This window comes from Bradyrhizobium sp. LCT2 (assembly GCF_009931255.1).
GTDB lineage: Bacteria > Pseudomonadota > Alphaproteobacteria > Rhizobiales > Xanthobacteraceae > Bradyrhizobium > Bradyrhizobium diazoefficiens.
Map to the genome: position 1 here is coordinate 1,089,467 of NZ_CP034432.1, position 16,460 is coordinate 1,105,926.

16 protein-coding genes and 1 pseudogene are annotated in these 16,460 nt (G+C 65.5%); 12 read left to right on the forward strand and 5 right to left on the reverse strand.

Features of this window, described 5'->3' with window-relative positions; translation table 11 throughout:
- The first annotated feature begins 61 nt into the window (after positions 1-61).
- Entirely contained in the window at positions 62-679 is a 618-nt protein-coding gene (gene grpE, locus EI171_RS05885) for a nucleotide exchange factor GrpE (protein ID WP_028172454.1), read from the forward strand.
- 100 nt (positions 680-779) lie between these two features.
- Here grpE and pncA read toward each other — a convergent pair whose 3' ends face one another.
- Both pncA and EI171_RS05895 read right to left on the reverse strand, forming a co-directional pair.
- Entirely contained in the window at positions 780-1,502 is a 723-nt protein-coding gene (gene pncA / locus EI171_RS05890) for a bifunctional nicotinamidase/pyrazinamidase (protein ID WP_011083504.1), read from the reverse strand.
- A gap of 264 nt (positions 1,503-1,766) precedes the next feature.
- Complete coding sequence (locus EI171_RS05895; protein ID WP_028172455.1) at positions 1,767-2,708, reverse strand: hypothetical protein; 942 nt, start codon at positions 2,706-2,708, stop codon at positions 1,767-1,769.
- Positions 2,709-3,104: 396 nt separating this feature from the next.
- Here EI171_RS05895 and dnaK point away from each other — a divergent pair, with 396 nt between their 5' ends.
- The 8 genes and pseudogenes from dnaK to EI171_RS05935 all read left to right on the forward strand — a co-directional run bounded on the left by dnaK (position 3,105) and on the right by EI171_RS05935 (position 10,440).
- Positions 3,105-5,006, forward strand: a complete 1,902-nt coding sequence (dnaK, locus tag EI171_RS05900; RefSeq protein ID WP_011083506.1) for a molecular chaperone DnaK — start codon at positions 3,105-3,107, stop codon at positions 5,004-5,006.
- Positions 5,007-5,251: 245 nt separating this feature from the next.
- On the forward strand, positions 5,252-6,385 hold the full coding sequence (gene dnaJ, locus EI171_RS05905) for a molecular chaperone DnaJ (protein WP_011083507.1): 1,134 nt from the start codon (positions 5,252-5,254) through the stop codon (positions 6,383-6,385).
- A gap of 87 nt (positions 6,386-6,472) precedes the next feature.
- Complete coding sequence (locus EI171_RS05910) at positions 6,473-7,072, forward strand: class I SAM-dependent methyltransferase (RefSeq protein WP_007598495.1); 600 nt, start codon at positions 6,473-6,475, stop codon at positions 7,070-7,072.
- A gap of 57 nt (positions 7,073-7,129) precedes the next feature.
- Positions 7,130-7,708 (forward strand): NADPH-dependent FMN reductase, encoded by a 579-nt coding sequence (locus tag EI171_RS05915; protein WP_011083508.1) that lies wholly within the window; start codon positions 7,130-7,132, stop codon positions 7,706-7,708.
- Between the two features lie 6 nt (positions 7,709-7,714).
- A complete protein-coding gene (pyrF, locus tag EI171_RS05920; RefSeq protein WP_161532818.1) occupies positions 7,715-8,428 on the forward strand; it encodes an orotidine-5'-phosphate decarboxylase in 714 nt (237 codons plus the stop codon).
- Positions 8,429-8,547: 119 nt separating this feature from the next.
- On the forward strand, positions 8,548-8,859 hold the full coding sequence (locus tag EI171_RS05925) for a DUF1330 domain-containing protein (protein ID WP_011083510.1): 312 nt from the start codon (positions 8,548-8,550) through the stop codon (positions 8,857-8,859).
- A gap of 115 nt (positions 8,860-8,974) precedes the next feature.
- A pseudogene (gene dapB, locus EI171_RS05930) lies at positions 8,975-9,789 on the forward strand (4-hydroxy-tetrahydrodipicolinate reductase).
- A gap of 27 nt (positions 9,790-9,816) precedes the next feature.
- Positions 9,817-10,440 carry a 2,3-bisphosphoglycerate-dependent phosphoglycerate mutase gene (locus EI171_RS05935; RefSeq protein ID WP_011083512.1) on the forward strand — a complete coding sequence of 208 codons (624 nt, stop codon included), beginning with the start codon at positions 9,817-9,819 and terminating at the stop codon, positions 10,438-10,440.
- Positions 10,441-10,556: 116 nt separating this feature from the next.
- Here the strand turns inward: EI171_RS05935 and EI171_RS05940 are convergent, their stop codons facing one another.
- Positions 10,557-11,453 (reverse strand): bifunctional helix-turn-helix domain-containing protein/methylated-DNA--[protein]-cysteine S-methyltransferase, encoded by an 897-nt coding sequence (locus EI171_RS05940; protein WP_161532819.1) that lies wholly within the window; start codon positions 11,451-11,453, stop codon positions 10,557-10,559.
- A gap of 55 nt (positions 11,454-11,508) precedes the next feature.
- A complete protein-coding gene (locus EI171_RS05945) occupies positions 11,509-12,042 on the reverse strand; it encodes a DUF2244 domain-containing protein (RefSeq protein ID WP_161532820.1) in 534 nt (177 codons plus the stop codon).
- A gap of 22 nt (positions 12,043-12,064) precedes the next feature.
- Between EI171_RS05945 and nth the strand changes: the two genes are divergently transcribed.
- From nth to EI171_RS05960, 3 genes are all read left to right on the forward strand, one after another.
- Positions 12,065-12,817, forward strand: a complete 753-nt coding sequence (nth, locus tag EI171_RS05950) for an endonuclease III (RefSeq protein WP_028172458.1) — start codon at positions 12,065-12,067, stop codon at positions 12,815-12,817.
- 138 nt (positions 12,818-12,955) lie between these two features.
- Positions 12,956-14,092 carry an HlyD family secretion protein gene (locus EI171_RS05955; RefSeq protein ID WP_161532821.1) on the forward strand — a complete coding sequence of 379 codons (1,137 nt, stop codon included), beginning with the start codon at positions 12,956-12,958 and terminating at the stop codon, positions 14,090-14,092.
- Positions 14,079-15,707 carry an MFS transporter gene (locus EI171_RS05960; protein ID WP_161532822.1) on the forward strand — a complete coding sequence of 543 codons (1,629 nt, stop codon included), beginning with the start codon at positions 14,079-14,081 and terminating at the stop codon, positions 15,705-15,707. The genes EI171_RS05955 and EI171_RS05960 overlap by 14 nt, the downstream gene beginning before the upstream one ends.
- A gap of 8 nt (positions 15,708-15,715) precedes the next feature.
- Here the strand turns inward: EI171_RS05960 and EI171_RS05965 are convergent, their stop codons facing one another.
- Positions 15,716-16,456, reverse strand: a complete 741-nt coding sequence (locus EI171_RS05965; RefSeq protein WP_011083518.1) for a sulfate transporter family protein — start codon at positions 16,454-16,456, stop codon at positions 15,716-15,718.
- Positions 16,457-16,460: the final 4 nt, after the last annotated feature.

Below are 16,460 nucleotides of genomic sequence, written 5' to 3' on the forward strand. Positions count from 1 at the left end.
GCGTCCGAAGCACGATATCCGGGCCAGAAAAATCCCTGAGACAAATTCGAAAAGAGAGCCGATGACCGATCGAGACCGGCAACCCGAAGACACGACCGCGCCGACCGGCGAGCCCGTGGTGTCGAAGCCCTACATCATGCCCGACGATCCCGAGCCGGGCTCGGTCGAGCTGTTGCAGAAGGAAGCCGCCGAGGCGCGCGACCGTATGCTGCGGACGCTGGCGGAGATGGAAAATCTGCGCAAGCGCACCACCAAGGAGGTCGCCGACGCCCGTCTCTACGGCATCACCGGCTTTGCCCGCGACGTGCTCGACATAGCCGACAACCTCCAGCGCGCGCTCGACGCGGTTCCCGCCGAGGCCCGCGCCGCGGCCGATCCCGGCCTGACCTCGCTGATCGAGGGCGTCGAGCTCACCGAGCGCTCGCTGCTCAACGCGCTGGAAAAGCACGGCGTGAAGAAGTTCGATCCGCAGGGTCAGAAGTTCGACCCGAACTTCCAGCAGGCGATGTTCGAAGTGCCTGATGCGTCGGTGCCCGCCGGTACGGTCGTGCAGGTCATGCAGGCCGGCTACACCATCGGCGAGCGCGTGCTGCGTCCGGCCCTCGTTGGGGTCGCCAAGGGCGGCGCGAAGGCTGCGTCCGCCGCCAACACCAACGAGCCGAACAGCGCGGCGAACTGAGTTCTGACGTCATTCCGGGGCGATGCGAAGCATCGAACCCGGAATCTCGAGATTCCGGGTTCGGCTCTTCGAGCCGCCCCGGAACGACTGATGGCTGGTCTTACGCGCTCGCCGCGATATCCGCAGACTGAATCCGCTTCACGCCGGCCTTGGCCATGTCGGCCCAGGCTTTTGCCAGCGAGCCCTGCGTGTCGATGCCGCGGCAGGCGTCTTCCACGACATAGACTTCGAAGCCCGCCTTGCGCGCGTCGAGCGCGGTCCAGGCGACGCAGAAATCTGTCGCGAGGCCAGCGACGAAGACGCGCTTGATCTTGCGGCCCTTCAAATAGCCGGCGAGGCCGGTCGAGGTCTTGCCGTCGGCTTCGAGGAAGGCCGAGTAGCTGTCGACGTCCTTGTGAAAACCCTTGCGGATGATGAGCTCGGCGTGCGGGATTGCGAGGTCCTTCGACAGCGAAGCGCCGTCAGTGCCCTGCACGCAATGGTCGGGCCACAGCACCTGCTTGCCGTAAGGCAGGTCGATGGTCTCGAACGGCTTCTTGCCGGAGTGTACCGACGCAAACGAAACGTGGCCGGGCGTGTGCCAGTCCTGCGTCATCACCACATTCGAAAACGCTTTCGAGATCTTGTTGATGACGGGCACCACCTGCTCGCCTTCCTTCACCGCGAGGCTGCCGCCCGGCAGGAAGCAGTTCTGCACGTCGATCACGAGCAGCGCGGACGCATCGTCCGGCTTGATCGATGCGGCCGCAAGAAGTGCGGTTGGCGCGAGGGCTACGAGGGCGCTCGTCCCAAGCGCCGCCAAGACTTGTCGCCGATCCAGCATCGTTCGCCTCCCTCCAGGATGAACCCGATTGGGCAGGAGCCTAGTTCCGCTTGCGTACGAACAGAAGCCCGAAAATGCAGCCGGTTTTGGTGAGAGGGTGGGCTCAGCCGCGTACTCGGTGCACCTCTCCCGCTTGCGGGAGAGGTCGGCGCGTAGCGCCGGGTGAGGGTTCTCTCCTCTGGGGGAGTCTTCGTTGTTGAGACACCCTCTCCCCAACCCTCCCCCGCACGCGGGGGAGGGAGCGCATCTCGCTTGCGGATGCAGCTACCCCTTCGGCTGGATGCCGTCGCGCACGGCGCGGAAGCGGGTGAAGGCGGCTTGCCACTGGTCGCGCGGGGCGCTGGCGATGATGCGCAGCGAGGCGCCGCCGCTCGAGAAGCGGATCCACTGCACCACGGTCACCGGGGTCTTGTCCTTGCCGCTGACGCCGTCGATCCGGGTCTCGAAGCCCTGCTGGCCGTTGATGCGGATCGGCTCGGACATGGTGACGCGCGATTCGCGCACGCCGGGGATCTGGAGCGCCGCCTCCTGGGCGAAGCGGGCGCGGTCGTCGGCGGCTTGCGGGGTGGCGCCGATCAGGCCGAGGATCATGAACGGCTTCGACTCGTAGCCCGTGCTCTCGTTGCCGTCGGCCAGGATGATGCTGGAGCCCGGCGCCAGCGTGCGGATGTCCTTGAAGTCGGCGAGATCGGTGATCTTGAACGGCATCAGCGCGATCTGCTCTTCGGCCGAGACCTGCTTGCGGGTCACAGTGCTCGCAAACATCTGCCGCACCGCCTCGTCGGTGTAGATCTTGGTCGCGTTCTCCGGGATCTGCACCGCGACATAGCCGGAGAAGCCGGCGCCCGGCACGATCATCGAATAGCGTTTCACCGCCGTCTCGCCGGCCTTGCCGCTCTCGGTGGTGAAATAGGCAAGGCCCGCGGGGGTCTCGATCTTGTCCTGCTTGACGCCGTTGACGCCGGCCGGATTGGAATTGAAGGCGCTCACGACCTCGCCATAGGCCGCCGGCGGCAGCTCGGTGATCAGCACCTTGACGGTGCCGTCCTCGCTCTCGAAGCCCGGAAAGGTCTTGGCCGTGCTGAGGCCGACCAGCGGCACCATGCCGAGGCGCAGTCCGGGCGGGAAAACGGCGTCGGCAGCAAAGGCCGGAAGCGCGGAGACGGCGAGGAGGGCGAGCGCGGCGAGGGGACGGATCAGCTTCATGGGCACTCTGATTGGTTCACATTGAGGCCGTTCGATGGTCGGCCACCGGGCCGCTTTGTCGCGCGAAGCAGCCTGGGTGCGGCGCTCCGGCCGGTCCGCCTTTTAGCCGGTTTGGCCCTGCCGCAACAGGGCAGGCCGGATCGCGGTAACGGGGGCTTGCCGAAGCCCGGACCTGTTAATAATTCCTCACCCGCAAGGGCGGCTGGGCCCGGATATGATCTTCCAAAACCCAATGTTTTCACGGCCGAAACTTGCGTTCGGTCCTTGCGGGCCCCTCCCCCCCTCCTATATGAGCCTCAACCATCGCAATATCGCGAATGTTTGATCTTAGGGGGTTTCGGTTCGGGTGCCTTCTGGGCCCAACCAACCTGCCGCAAAAAGAAGGATATCAGGACCATGGGAAAGGTCATTGGGATCGACCTCGGCACCACGAACTCGTGCGTCGCCGTGATGGATGGCAAGAACGCCAAAGTCATCGAGAATTCCGAGGGCATGCGCACGACGCCTTCGATCGTCGCCGTCACCGACGACGGTGAGCGCCTCGTCGGCCAGCCGGCCAAGCGCCAGGCCGTCACCAATCCCGAGCGCACCTTCTTCGCAGTGAAGCGCCTCATCGGCCGCCGCTACGACGACCCGATGGTCGAGAAGGACAAGAAGCTCGTTCCGTACAAGATCGTGAAGGCTTCCAACGGCGACGCCTGGGTCGAGGCCGACGGCCAGACCTACTCGCCCTCGCAGGTCTCGGCGTTCATCCTGCAGAAGATGAAGGAGACCGCGGAGGCCCATCTCGGCCAGAAGGTCGACCAGGCCGTCATCACCGTTCCCGCCTACTTCAACGACGCCCAGCGCCAGGCGACCAAGGACGCCGGCAAGATCGCGGGCCTTGAAGTGCTGCGCATCATCAACGAGCCGACCGCGGCCGCGCTCGCCTATGGTCTGGACAAGACCAAGACCGGCACGATCGCCGTGTACGATCTCGGCGGCGGCACGTTCGATATCTCCATTCTCGAAATCGGCGACGGCGTGTTCGAGGTGAAGTCGACCAACGGCGACACCTTCCTCGGCGGCGAAGACTTCGACATGCGCCTGGTCGGCTATCTCGCCGACGAGTTCCAGAAGGAGCAGGGCATCAACCTGCGCAACGACAAGCTCGCGTTGCAGCGCCTGAAGGAAGCCGCTGAAAAGGCCAAGATCGAACTGTCGTCGACGACGCAGACCGAGATCAACCTGCCCTTCATCACCGCGGACCAGACCGGTCCGAAGCATCTGACGATGAAGCTCACCCGCGCCAAGTTCGAGGCGCTGGTCGACGACCTCATCCAGAAGACCGTCGAGCCCTGCCGCAAGGCGCTGAAGGACGCCGGCGTCACCGCCGGTGAGATCGGCGAAGTGGTTCTGGTCGGCGGCATGTCGCGCATGCCGAAGGTTCAGGAAGTCGTGAAGCAGCTGTTCGGCAAGGAGCCGCACAAGGGCGTCAACCCGGACGAAGTCGTGGCGATCGGCGCCGCGATCCAGGCCGGCGTGCTCCAGGGCGACGTCAAGGACGTGCTGCTGCTCGACGTGACCCCGCTGTCGCTGGGCATCGAGACGCTGGGCGGCGTGTTCACCCGCATCATCGACCGCAACACCACGATCCCGACCAAGAAGAGCCAGGTGTTCTCGACCGCCGAGGACAACCAGAACGCGGTCACCATCCGCGTCTTCCAGGGCGAGCGTGAAATGGCGGCCGACAACAAGATGCTCGGCCAGTTCGACCTGATGGGCATTCCGCCGGCCCCGCGCGGCATGCCGCAGATCGAGGTGACCTTCGACATCGACGCCAACGGCATCGTCAACGTCTCGGCGAAGGACAAGGCCACCGGCAAGGAGCAGCAGATCCGCATCCAGGCCTCCGGCGGTCTGTCGGAAGCCGACATCGAGAAGATGGTCAAGGACGCCGAGGCCAATGCCGAAGCGGACAAGAAGCGCCGCGAGGCGGTGACCGCCAAGAACGAGGCGGACGGTCTGGTGCATTCGACCGAGAAGGCGCTCGCCGAGCACGGTTCGAAGGTCGCCGAGACCGAGCGCCGCGCCATCGAGGATGCCGTCAGCGACCTCAAGGAAGCGCTGAAGGGCGACGATGCCGAGGCGATCAAGGCCAAGACCCAGACGCTGGCCCAGGCTTCGATGAAGCTCGGCGAGGCCATGTACAAGCAGCAGGCCGAGGCCGACGCCAAGAAGGACGCGGCCAAGGACGACGTCGTCGACGCGGAGTTCACCGAAGTCGACGACGACAAGAACAACAAGAAGTCCGCCTGAACCCCAAGAGGGTGATGATGCGGACGGCTTGGACCCCACACACTCCTTCGGCCTCCCCCTTCGCGGGGGAGGCTCCCGTGTCGAGGTCGGCGGGCTACGCTCCCGTTACGATCGATCAATTTCCAGCCGTTATTCTCAACGCTGCCATGCTGCCCTCTGCCGCGAGGCGGAGGGACGCCTATATCGTCGCGTGGCAGCATTGTTTTGCCCCGACTTGAATCGCGATTGGATAGACCGAGTTCAACATGTCCACGTCCACCAAGCGCTGCTACTACGAGACCCTCGAAGTCGAACGTGACGCCGACGAATCCAAGTTGAAGTCGTCGTTCCGCAAGCTGGCGATGAAGTTCCATCCCGACCGCAATCCGGGGGACGACACCAGCGAGGTCAAGTTCAAGGAAATCAACGAGGCCTACGAGGTCCTGAAGGACAAGGACAAGCGCGCGGCCTATGACCGTTTCGGCCATGCGGCCTTCGAGCAGGGCGGTCCTGGCGGCGGCGCCGGTTTCGGCGCGGGCTTCGCCTCCTCCTTCTCCGATATTTTCGAGGACCTGTTCGGCATGGCCGGACAGCGCGGCCGCGGCGGCCGCGAGCGCGGCGCCGACCTGCGCTACAACATGGAAATCACGCTCGAGGAAGCCTTTGGCGGCAAGACCGCGCAGATCGAGATCCCGGTCTCGGTCACCTGCGAGGCCTGCTCGGGCATCGGCGCCAAGGCCGGCACCAAGCCGAAGACCTGCTCGACCTGCGGCGGCGCCGGCCGCGTGCGGCAGTCGCAGGGCTTCTTCACCCTGGAGCGGACCTGTCCGGGTTGCCAGGGCCGCGGCCAGATGATCGAGGACGCCTGCCCGTCCTGCTCGGGCCAGGGCCGTGTGACCCGCGAGCGGACGCTGTCGGTCAACATTCCCCAGGGCGTCGAGGACGGTACGCGGATCAGGCTCGCCGGCGAAGGCGAGGCCGGTGTCCGCGGCGGCCCGCCCGGCGACCTCTACATCTTCCTGTCGCTGGCCCAGCACCAGTTCTTCCAGCGCGACGGCGCCGATCTGCATTGCCGGGTGCCGATCTCGATGGTGACGGCCGCCCTTGGCGGCGAATTCGAGGTGCCGACCATCGAGAAGGGCAAGGCCAAGGTGAAGGTGCCGGCCGGGACCCAGTCCAACCGTCGATTCCGCATTGCATCAAAAGGCATGCCGGTGCTGCGCTCGCGCCAGACCGGCGACATGTACGTTCAGGTCGTGGTCGAGACCCCGCAGAATCTCACCAAGAAGCAGCAGGAATTGCTGGCCGAGTTCGAAAAGCTCTCTTCCGGCAACACCCAGCCGGAATCCGAGGGTTTCTTCACCAAGGTCAAGGATTTCTTCGGCAGTCGGGCGAATTGACTCGTCTTGACCGTATCGCCTTCGGCCTATACGTCTTTATGACCATTTTCTGACACGCCGCGTCCTGCGGTCCCGTCCGGTCCAGACATGCCATTGCCATCGTCCGCGCGTGCGTTGAAGAAGCCTCGTCTCGATGACGAGGTGCGCTTTCTCAGATCGTGGATCGAAAAGCCGCTCCACATGGGCGCAGTGATGCCGTCGGGCAAGCTGCTGGCCCGGACCATGGCGCATTACGTCGACGTCAACTCGGACGCCCCTGTGGTTGAGCTCGGCCCCGGTACCGGCGCCATCACCTCGGCCCTGGTCGAACGTGGCGTCGACCAGAAGCGTCTCGTCCTCGTCGAGTACAATCCCGGCTTCTGCGCGCTGCTGCGCGACCGCTATCCGCAGGCCAAGGTCGTGCAGGGCGATGCCTATCGCCTGCGCGACACGCTCTGGAACGTGCTGAGCGCGCCGGCATCCGCCGTCGTCTCCGGCCTGCCGCTGGTCACCAAACCGATGCTGACGCGGTTGCGGCTCATTCGCGACGCTTTCACGGCGCTCGCGCCCGGCGCGCCCTTCGTCCAGTTCACCTATGCGGTGGTGCCGCCGATCCCGAAATCGCTGCCCGGCGTGTCCACAGAGGCTTCGGAACGGATCTGGATGAACCTTCCGCCGGCCCGCGTCTGGGTGTATCGCAAGGATTAATTCCGCCGGCATTCCTCTTTGCGCGGCGGGCTCGTTTCGCCGAACGCATGGAAGCGGATGTCCGCACCCAAAATCCTGGTCATTCCCGGCTCGCTACGCACCGGCTCGCACAATGCGAAGCTGGCCGCGCTCGCCGCCTATGAATTCGCCCAGGCCGGCGTCGACGTCACCCGCATCTCGCTCGCCGATTTTCCGCTGCCGATCTACGACGGCGACCTCCAGGCCAAGTCGGGCGTGCCCAAGCACGCGATCAATCTCAAGCGCATGATCGGCGCGCATCATGGCGTGCTGATCGTTTCGCCCGAATACAATGCCTCGGTGCCGCCGCTGCTGAAGAACGCGATCGACTGGGTCAGCCGCGTGCATGAGCTGCACGAGGCGCGCGGCGAGGTGTTCCGCAACCGCGCCTTCGCGCTCGCCGGCGCCTCGCAGAGCCGGCTCGGCGCCGCCCGCGCGCTCCAGGCGTTGCGGCTGATCCTGACCTCCTGCCACGCCAATGTGATTGCCAGCCAGCTCACGCTCGCCTTTGCCGGAGAGGCCTATGACGATATGGACAGGCTGAAGAACGAGGGCGATATCGCCGCGTTGAAGGAGCTGGTAGCGCAGTTGATCGACATTTCCCAACGCATGATGTGAGGTGACATGACGCCAGCCGAGATCGCCCCGAAAGACCGCCTGATCGTAGCGCTCGATCTGCCGAGCGTTGATGCCGCGGAGGCAATGATCGCAAGGCTCGGCGACAGCGTCACGTTCTACAAGATCGGCTATCGCCTCGCTTATGCCGGCGGCTTGCCGCTCGTTGCGAGGCTCGCGGACAAGGGCAAGAAGGTCTTTCTCGATCTCAAGCTGCACGACATCGGCAACACCGTGGCGCAAGGCGTCGAGAGCATCACCAGGCTGGGCGCGACCTTCCTCACCGTGCACGCTTATCCGCAGACCATGAAGGGCGCCGTCGAAGGCCGCGGCGGCTCGAACCTGAAGATCCTCGCCGTCACTGTGCTGACTTCCTACAACGAGGACGATCTGCACGCGGCAGGTTTCCGGCTCGGCGTCGCCGAGCTCGTCGAAGCGCGCGCGCAGCAGGCGCAGGTGCTTGGCATCGACGGGCTGGTGTCGTCGCCCGAGGAGGTGGGCACCTTGCGCAAGATCGTCGGCCACCAGATGAGCCTCGTCACGCCCGGCATCCGGCCGGCGGGCTCGGCAAGTGGCGATCAGAAACGCATCATGACGCCGGGCCGCGCGATCACCGCGGGCGCCGATTATCTCGTCGTCGGGCGCCCGGTGGTGGAAGCCGCCGAGCCCAAGGCGATCGCAGACGCCATCCAGGCCGAGATCGGGCAGGCGCTGGGAGCGTGATCCGGACCCGAAGGGCCGCGTTAGCGCAAAGTGTGCAGCGGTTTTCCATCGCGACAAACGCGGAACGCGTTTGCGCGGAGATCATGCTCAAATAGAGACAACAACAAGGGAGAAGAATAATGGCAAAAGGCTACTGGATCGGGCGCGTCGATGTGAACAGTGACGAGGGCTACAAGCCTTATGCCGTCGCCAACGGCGCGATCTTCAAGAAATGGGGCGGCCGCTTCGTCGTCCGCGGCGGCAAGTTCACCACCGTCGAAGGTGCCAGCCGCACCCGCAACGTCGTGATCGAATTCCCGGACTACGAGACCGCGATCGCCTGCTACAACTCACCGGAATACCAGGCCAACATCAAGGTGCGCCAGCCGCACTCGGTCGCCGACCTCATCATCATCGAGGGCTATGACGGCGCACAGCCGTCGGACGGCTGAGGTAGGCCGTCATTCCGGGTTCGATGCTGCGCATCGAACCGGAATGACGGTGGTGTCCCCCTCGGTTGCCGGAACTGCGTCCCCCCGCTACAACGGCCCCGAAGAGGATCACACCATGTCCGACATGCGCTTGATTGTTGCTGGAGCCGGCGGCCGGATGGGCCGGGCGCTGACGCGCGCGATTGCCGAGAGCAAAGGCGCGGTGCTGGCGGCGCGCTGGAGGCGCCGGGCTCCGAGCTGCTCGGCAAGGACGCCGGCGTGCTCGCGGGCCTGCCCGCCAATGGCATCAAGGTCTCGGCGGATCTCTGGGCAATGTCCAAGGAGGCCGACGGCATCCTCGATTTCACCGTGCCGGCCGCGACCATCGCCAACGTCGCGATCGCCGCCGAGCGCGGCATCGTGCATGTCATCGGGACGACCGGGCTTTCGGGTTCCGACAACGCCGTGATCAAGAGCGTCACCAATCGCGCGGTCGTGGTGCAGTCCGGCAATATGAGCCTGGGCGTCAATCTGCTTGCCGCAGTGGTCAAGCGCGTCGCCAAGGCGCTCGACCAGAGCTTCGACATCGAGATCGTCGAAACCCATCACCGCATGAAGATCGATGCGCCCTCCGGCACTGCGTTGATGCTGGGCCAGGCCGCGGCGGCCGGCCGCGGCATCTCGCTCGACGAGCATGCGGACCGTGGCCGTGACGGCATCACCGGGGCACGTAAGCCCGGCAACATCGGCTTCGCCTCCTTGCGCGGCGGCACCGCGGCCGGCGACCACAGCGTCAGCTTCCTCGGCCCGTTCGAGCGCCTGACGCTGTCGCATCAGGCCGAGGACCGCATGCTGTTCGCGCATGGCGCGCTGAAGGCGGCACTGTGGGCGCATGGCAAGAAGCCGGGGCACTACTCCATGGCCGACGTGCTCGGCCTCGCCGATATCTGAACGAAAGAAAGCAACGGAAAGCAGTCAATGAGCGAACGTCTTCTCGTGCTCGTCCGCCACGGCCAGAGCGAATGGAATCTGAAGAACCTGTTCACGGGGTGGAAGGATCCTGATCTCACCGAGCAGGGCGTCGCCGAGGCCAGGGAAGCCGGCCGCAAGCTGAAGGCGCAGGGACTCGTGTTCGACGTCGCCTACACGTCGGTGCTGACGCGTGCGCAGCACACGCTCGACCTCATCCTCGGCGAGCTCGGCCAGAAGGGTCTGCCCACGGAGAAGAACCTCGCGCTGAACGAGCGCGACTATGGCGACCTCTCCGGCCTCAACAAGGACGACGCCCGCAAGAAATGGGGCGAGGACCAGGTCCTGATCTGGCGCCGCTCCTACGACGTGCCGCCGCCCGGCGGCGAAAGCCTGAAGGACACGCTGGCGCGTGCGCTGCCCTATTACGTGCAGGAGATTTTGCCCAGCGTGCTCAACGGCAAGCGCACGCTGGTCGCCGCCCACGGCAACTCGCTGCGCGCCCTGATCATGGTGCTGGAAAAGCTGTCGCCGGAAGGCATCCTGAAGCGCGAGCTCGCGACGGGTGTGCCGATCATCTACCGCCTGAATGCGGATTCGACCGTGGCCTCGAAGCTGGATCTGGCGGGGTAACAGACGCCGTCATTCCGGGGCGCCCGAAGGGTGAACCCGGAATCTCGAGGTTCTCAGGTGCGCAGTTGCGCACCATAGTTCGATGCCTTGCATCGCCCCGGAACGACATCAGACAATCACTGCATCCCCAGCTTCCCCGCTTCCCACCCGAGCATCGCCTGCTTGCGGGTGATGCCCCAGTGATAGCCGGTGAGCGTGCCGCTCTTGCCGAGTGCGCGGTGGCAGGGCACGACGAACGACACCGGGTTCTTGCCGACCGCAGCGCCGACGGCGCGCGAGGCCTTCGGGCTGTTGATGTTGCAGGCGATGTCGGAATAGGACACCGCGCGGCCCATCGGGATCTTCAAGAGCGTTTCCCAGACCCGCACCTCGAAATCGGTGCCGATCATCACCACGCGCAATGGCTGGTCCGGCCGCCACAGCTTCGTGTCGAAGATGCGCTGGGCGAGCGGGGCGGTGCCTTCGTGATCCTCGACGTAAGTTGCGTTCCGCCAGCGCCGCGTCATGTCGGCGAGCGCGACCTTCTCTTCACCGGGATCGGCGAAGGCGAGCCCCGACAATCCGCGATCGGTCGCGATCACGATGGCCGTGCCGAAGGGCGAGGCGTGGAAGCCGTAGCGCAGGGTGAGGCCCGCGCCGCCATTCTTCCATTCACCCGGCGACATCGCCTCGTGGGTGACGAAGAGATCGTGCAGCCGGCCCGGCCCCGACAGGCCGGAGTCGAGCGCGGCGTCGAGCACGCTCGCGGAATCCCGCAGCAGGCCCTTGGCGTGGTCGAGCGTCAGCGCCTGCATGAAAGCCTTCGGCGTGATCGAGGCCCAGCGGCGGAACAGATGGTGCAGCTCATCGGGCGTGACGCCGGCCGCATCCGCCATCGCCTCGATGGTCGGCTGCGCGCGCCAGTTCTCCGAGATGAAGGCGATCGCCCGGCGCACCGAGTCATAGTCGCGCAGCGCGGCGTTCTGGTGGCCCGGCTTGGTCAGGCGCTGGTCATGTATGGCGAGTGTCATCATGACCGGAAATGTAGGAGAGGGGAGGGTTCGAAACCACCCGATTTCCGACGTGAACTCAGCGAATGGGGTTGAAGGTCGGCCCGCGCTTGGCGGCGTTCAGCGCCTCAACCAAGCCATTGTAAAAGCTTGTTTTTTCTTCAGGTCCCAAAAACCCGGCGAGCTGGAGCCGGCGGCCGCGCGAGATCAGGTAGAGGTGTTCGAGGCCAAAATCCTCGTCGATCTCCAGGTCGAGCCGGACCCAGAGCGGATTGAACGTCCATTCGGCGACCTGGCCGCGATGGCTGACGCGCCGCACCCGCAGTTCCGAGGGCGTGACCACGATCTCCTCGCTGGCCCGCGCGGCGCGGAAATTGACCTTGAAGGCCCACCAGATCACCAGCATGTCGAGGCCGAAGAAGCCGAGCACCGGCCACGCGCCCATCATCAGGAAGACGAGGCCGGTAACGAAGCTGACGGCGCTCAGGAACAGCATCACGGCGAGGAAGCCGGTGCGGTTCAGCGAGCGGTGCGGCGTCAGCAGCGCCGAGAAGATTTGAGCTTCGCTCTGATCTTCAGAGTCCCTGCGCTCAATTTCGTTGCCTGTGCTCATCGTCCCTCAGTATATCCCGATCATGGCGAAAATCACCCGCAAGCCGGTCCCGCGCAAAGCAGCTGTGCCTAAGAAAAAAGCAAAGGCGGCTGTGGCGAAGCCGAGGGCCCCCGCGAAGAAATCGCTCAAAGCGATGAAACCTTGGACGCCCGCCGAGATCCGCGAGGTCTTCAGCCGTTTCCGCAAGGCCAACCCGGAGCCGAAGGGCGAGCTCGAGCACGTCAATCCGTTCACGCTGCTGGTCGCCGTGGTGCTGTCGGCGCAGGCCACCGACGCCGGCGTCAACAAGGCGACGCGCGCATTGTTCGAGGTCGCCGATACGCCGCAGAAGATGCTCGACCTCGGCGAGGAGTCCTTGCGCGAATACATCAAGACCATCGGCCTCTATCGCACCAAGGCGAGGAACGTCATTGCGCTGTCGGCCAAGGTGCTCAGCGAGTTCGGCGGCGAGGTGCCGCGCACGCGCGCCGAGATCGAGTCGTTGCCGGGCGCCGGGCGCAAGACCGCCAACGTCGTGCTCAACATGGCCTTTGGCGAACACACCATGGCGGTGGATACGCATGTCTTCCGCGTCGGCAACCGCACCGGGCTCGCGCCCGGCAAGACGCCGCTGGAAGTCGAGCTCGGTCTCGAAAAGGTGATCCCGGCCGAATTCATGCTGCATGCCCATCATTGGCTGATCCTGCACGGCCGCTATACTTGCCTCGCGCGCAAGCCGCGCTGCGAGGTATGCCTGATCAACGATCTCTGCCGATGGCCGGAGAAGACGGTCTGAGGCAGTATTCGCCGTCATTCCGGGGCGATGCGCAGCATCGAACCCGGAATCTCGAGATTCCGGGTCTGGTCCTTCGGACCATCCCGGAATGACAGTGGTGAGATTCGCGTTCGGGCAAAGTGGCTTTGGGGACATGTCGTGAGTCAGCAGGATCAAGTTACGTCATCGCCGCCGCCTGCCGCTCCAGCCCCACCGCCCAAGCCGATACAGCCTCCCGCCAGCTCGCTGTGGAGCCGCCTCGTAATCCCGCTGTTCGCGGTCATCGTCGCGCTCGCTTTCGTCGCGCTGGCGACGCTGCGCTTCGACGAATGGGTCGGCAACGCGGTGATCCAGACCACCAATGACGCCTATGTGCGCTCCGAGCTGACGCGGCTGGCGAGCCGTGTCTCCGGCGAGGTCCTGACCGTAGGGGTGACCGACTTCCAGCGCGTCAAGGCCGGCGACCTCCTGATTCAGATCGATCCGGCGGACTATGAGGCGCAGGTCGCGCAGTCCGAAGCCGCGGTCGCCGCCGCGCAAGCCACGCTCGACAATCTGGCCAACCAGGTCGAGCTGCAATATGCGACGATCGCGCAGGCGCAAGCCGCGCGGCTGTCGGCCGAAGCCATTGAGGTCGAGGCGCGGCAGGAGCAGGAGCGTCAGCAATCACTGTCGCAGACCGAGTCCGGCACGCGGCAGCGGTTCGAGCAGGCGGTCGCCGCCTACGCCAAGGCGCAGGCCGACGTGCGCGCCAGCCGCGCCGTGATCGCCGCCCAGCAGCATCAGCTCGAAGTCCTGCAAGGCACCAGGAAACAGCGCGCCGCCGATCTCGAAGCCACCAAGGCGTCGCTGGCGAGTGCGAGGCTGAAGCTCGGCTACACGAAGATATCGGCGCCGTTCGACGGCGTCGTCGGCGAGCGCCAGGTGCAGCCCGGCGACTACGTCAATATCGGCACCAACCTCATCAACGTGGTGCCGCTGCCGAAGGTCTATGTGATCGCGAACTACAAGGAGACCCAGCTCACGCACGTCGCACCGGGCCAGCCGGTAGAGATCACCGTCGACAGTTTTCCGCGCGAGAAGCTGCGCGGCCGGGTCGAGCGTATCGCGCCGGCGACCGGCGCGCAGGTCGCGCTGCTGCCGCCGGACAACGCGACCGGCAATTTCACCAAGGTGGTGCAGCGCATTCCCGTGCGGATTCAACTCGACGACAACCAGCAGCTAACGGCACGGCTCGTGCCCGGCATGTCGGTCGTCACCAGCATCAACACCGCGGGCGCGAATGGCGGGAAATGACGATTCCGATCGCGGACCGCTCTCGCGCGGCGGCGTCGCGCCACAGCCCATGTTCGCCGTGGCGGCGGTGCTGCTCGGCTCGTTCCTCGCCAATTTCGACAGCCGTCTCACCACGGTCGGACTGCCCGACCTGCGCGGTGCGTTTTCGCTCAGCTTCGACGAAGGCGCCTGGCTCTCCACCGCCGGCATCGGCTCGCAGATCTTCATCGCGCCCGCGGTGGCGTGGCTCGCGACGGCGTTCGGGCTCAGGCGCGTGCTCGGGATCCCCAGCCTGGTCTACGCCGCGGTCTCGCTGATCATTCCCTTCGTGCACGATTATCCGACGCTGATTGCGCTCAGCGTCGTGCATGGTCTGCTGCTCGGCACCTTCGTACCGGCGACGCTGATGATCGTGTTCCGCAACCTGCCGATCCGCTGGTGGCTGCCGGCGATCTCGATCTACTCGATCCGCGTCGGCTTTGCGTTGGACACATCGAGCTCGCTGGTCGGCTTCTACGTCGACCATCTCGGCTGGCAATGGTTGTACTGGCAGGGTGTCGTGATCGCGCCGCTGATGGGCCTGATGGTCTATCTGGGCACACCGAGCGAGCCGGTGAACCGCGCGCTGCTGCGCGAGGCCGATTGGGGCGGCATGCTGCTGCTCGGCGCCTCGGTCTCGATGATCTATGCCGGGCTCGACCAGGGCAACCGGCTGGACTGGCTGGGCTCCGGCACGGTGATGGCGCTGCTCGCCGCCGGCGCGGTGCTGTTCGCAGGCTTCCTCGTCAACGAGTCGCTGGTGCGCCAACCCTGGGCGCATGTGAACGTGCTGTTCTCGCGCAATATCGGCCTGTCGCTGGTGGTGATCCTGCTCTACACGCTGACTTCCCTTTCCAATTCATCGCTGGTGCCGAACTTCCTCGGCAATGTCGGCCTGCTCCGGCCGGAGCAGAGCGGTCTGCTGCTGTTGACCTACGGCGCGCTGCCGACGTTCGTGCTGGTGCCGATTTCGATCTGGCTGCTGCGTCATTTCGATGCGCGCGTGGTGACGGTGCTGGGCTTTGCCTGCTTTGCCGCCGCCAACCTCTGGGGCACCCAGCTCACCCATGACTGGGCGCGCGAAGATTTCATAGGCATCGTGCTGCTGCAATCGGTCGGTCAATCGACGACGCTGCTGCCGATCATCATCATGGCGCTGTCGAACTCCGATCCGAGCCGGGCCACGTCGTTCGCCGCCTATATCCAGATCATGCGGCTCGGCGGCGCCGAGATCGGCGTGGCGCTGATGGGGACCTGGCTGCGCGTCCGCGAGCAGGTCCATTCCTTCTATCTCGGTCAGAACCTCGGCGTCGGCGACGTCGATGTGGTGCGGACGCTGAAACAGCTCGCCGACCATTTCGCCGCCCATGGCGCCGGCCTGGCCCAGGCGCGCGCGGTGGGGACGCTCGCAAGCTTCGTCCAGCGCGAGGCCAATGTGCTCGCCTATATCGACGGCTTCTGGCTCTGCTTCTGGCTGGCGATGGCCGCGCTCGGCGTCGTCGCGCTGATCACCCGCGCCCCGCCGGGCCCGTTCACGCCGGCGCCGTTCGGCTTCGCCAAGATGCTGCTGCGCAAATGCGGGGCGCAGGTGACTTAAGTCCACCGTCACCGCATCTGCCGCGCCGGCTCGATCAGCTCGGGCCTCGGGCCCGACAGCCGCTTGTGCATGTGGACCATGAAGGCCATGCCGAAGATCGGCGTCGCCAGGTTGACGATCGGAATCGAGACGAAGGCCGCGATGATCAGGCCGGCGGCGAAGACGGTCGCGGCATTGTCGCGCCGCATCGCCTTGGCTTCCTTCGGCGAGCGGAAGCGCATCGCAGCGAGCTCGAAATATTCGCGTCCCAGCAGCCAGGCGGTGGCGAGGAAGAAGATCAGGAAACCGGCGCCGGCCAGCAGCACGAAGGGCAGCGCGATCAGATAGACCAGGATGGTCAGCAAGGCGGTCTTGACGCCCTCGTAGATCGCCTGGCTGAAGGGCAGCGCCACGCCCGGCCGTTCGGCGGGATAGTGTTCGCGCTCGACATGGTCGGCGACATCGTCGACGAACAGGCTCGCCACCAGCGAGGTGATCGCCGGCATCAGAAACACGGCCCCGAACACGACGCCAAGTCCCGCCGCGATCGAGACGATCCAGGCCAGGACCTCGAGCGAGGTGTGCCAGCCGGGACCGAGCAGGCCCTCGAGCCACACCTCGCCATAGGTCGCAAACCAGCTGAGCAGCCGCTGCAATCCGATCGCCAGCACGGTGATCAGCACGAGCGCAAGCCCGATCGATCGCCACAGGATCGATCGCATCGGCGGCGAGATCATTTGCGACAGCGCCTTCACGGCGGCATCCAGCATGGGA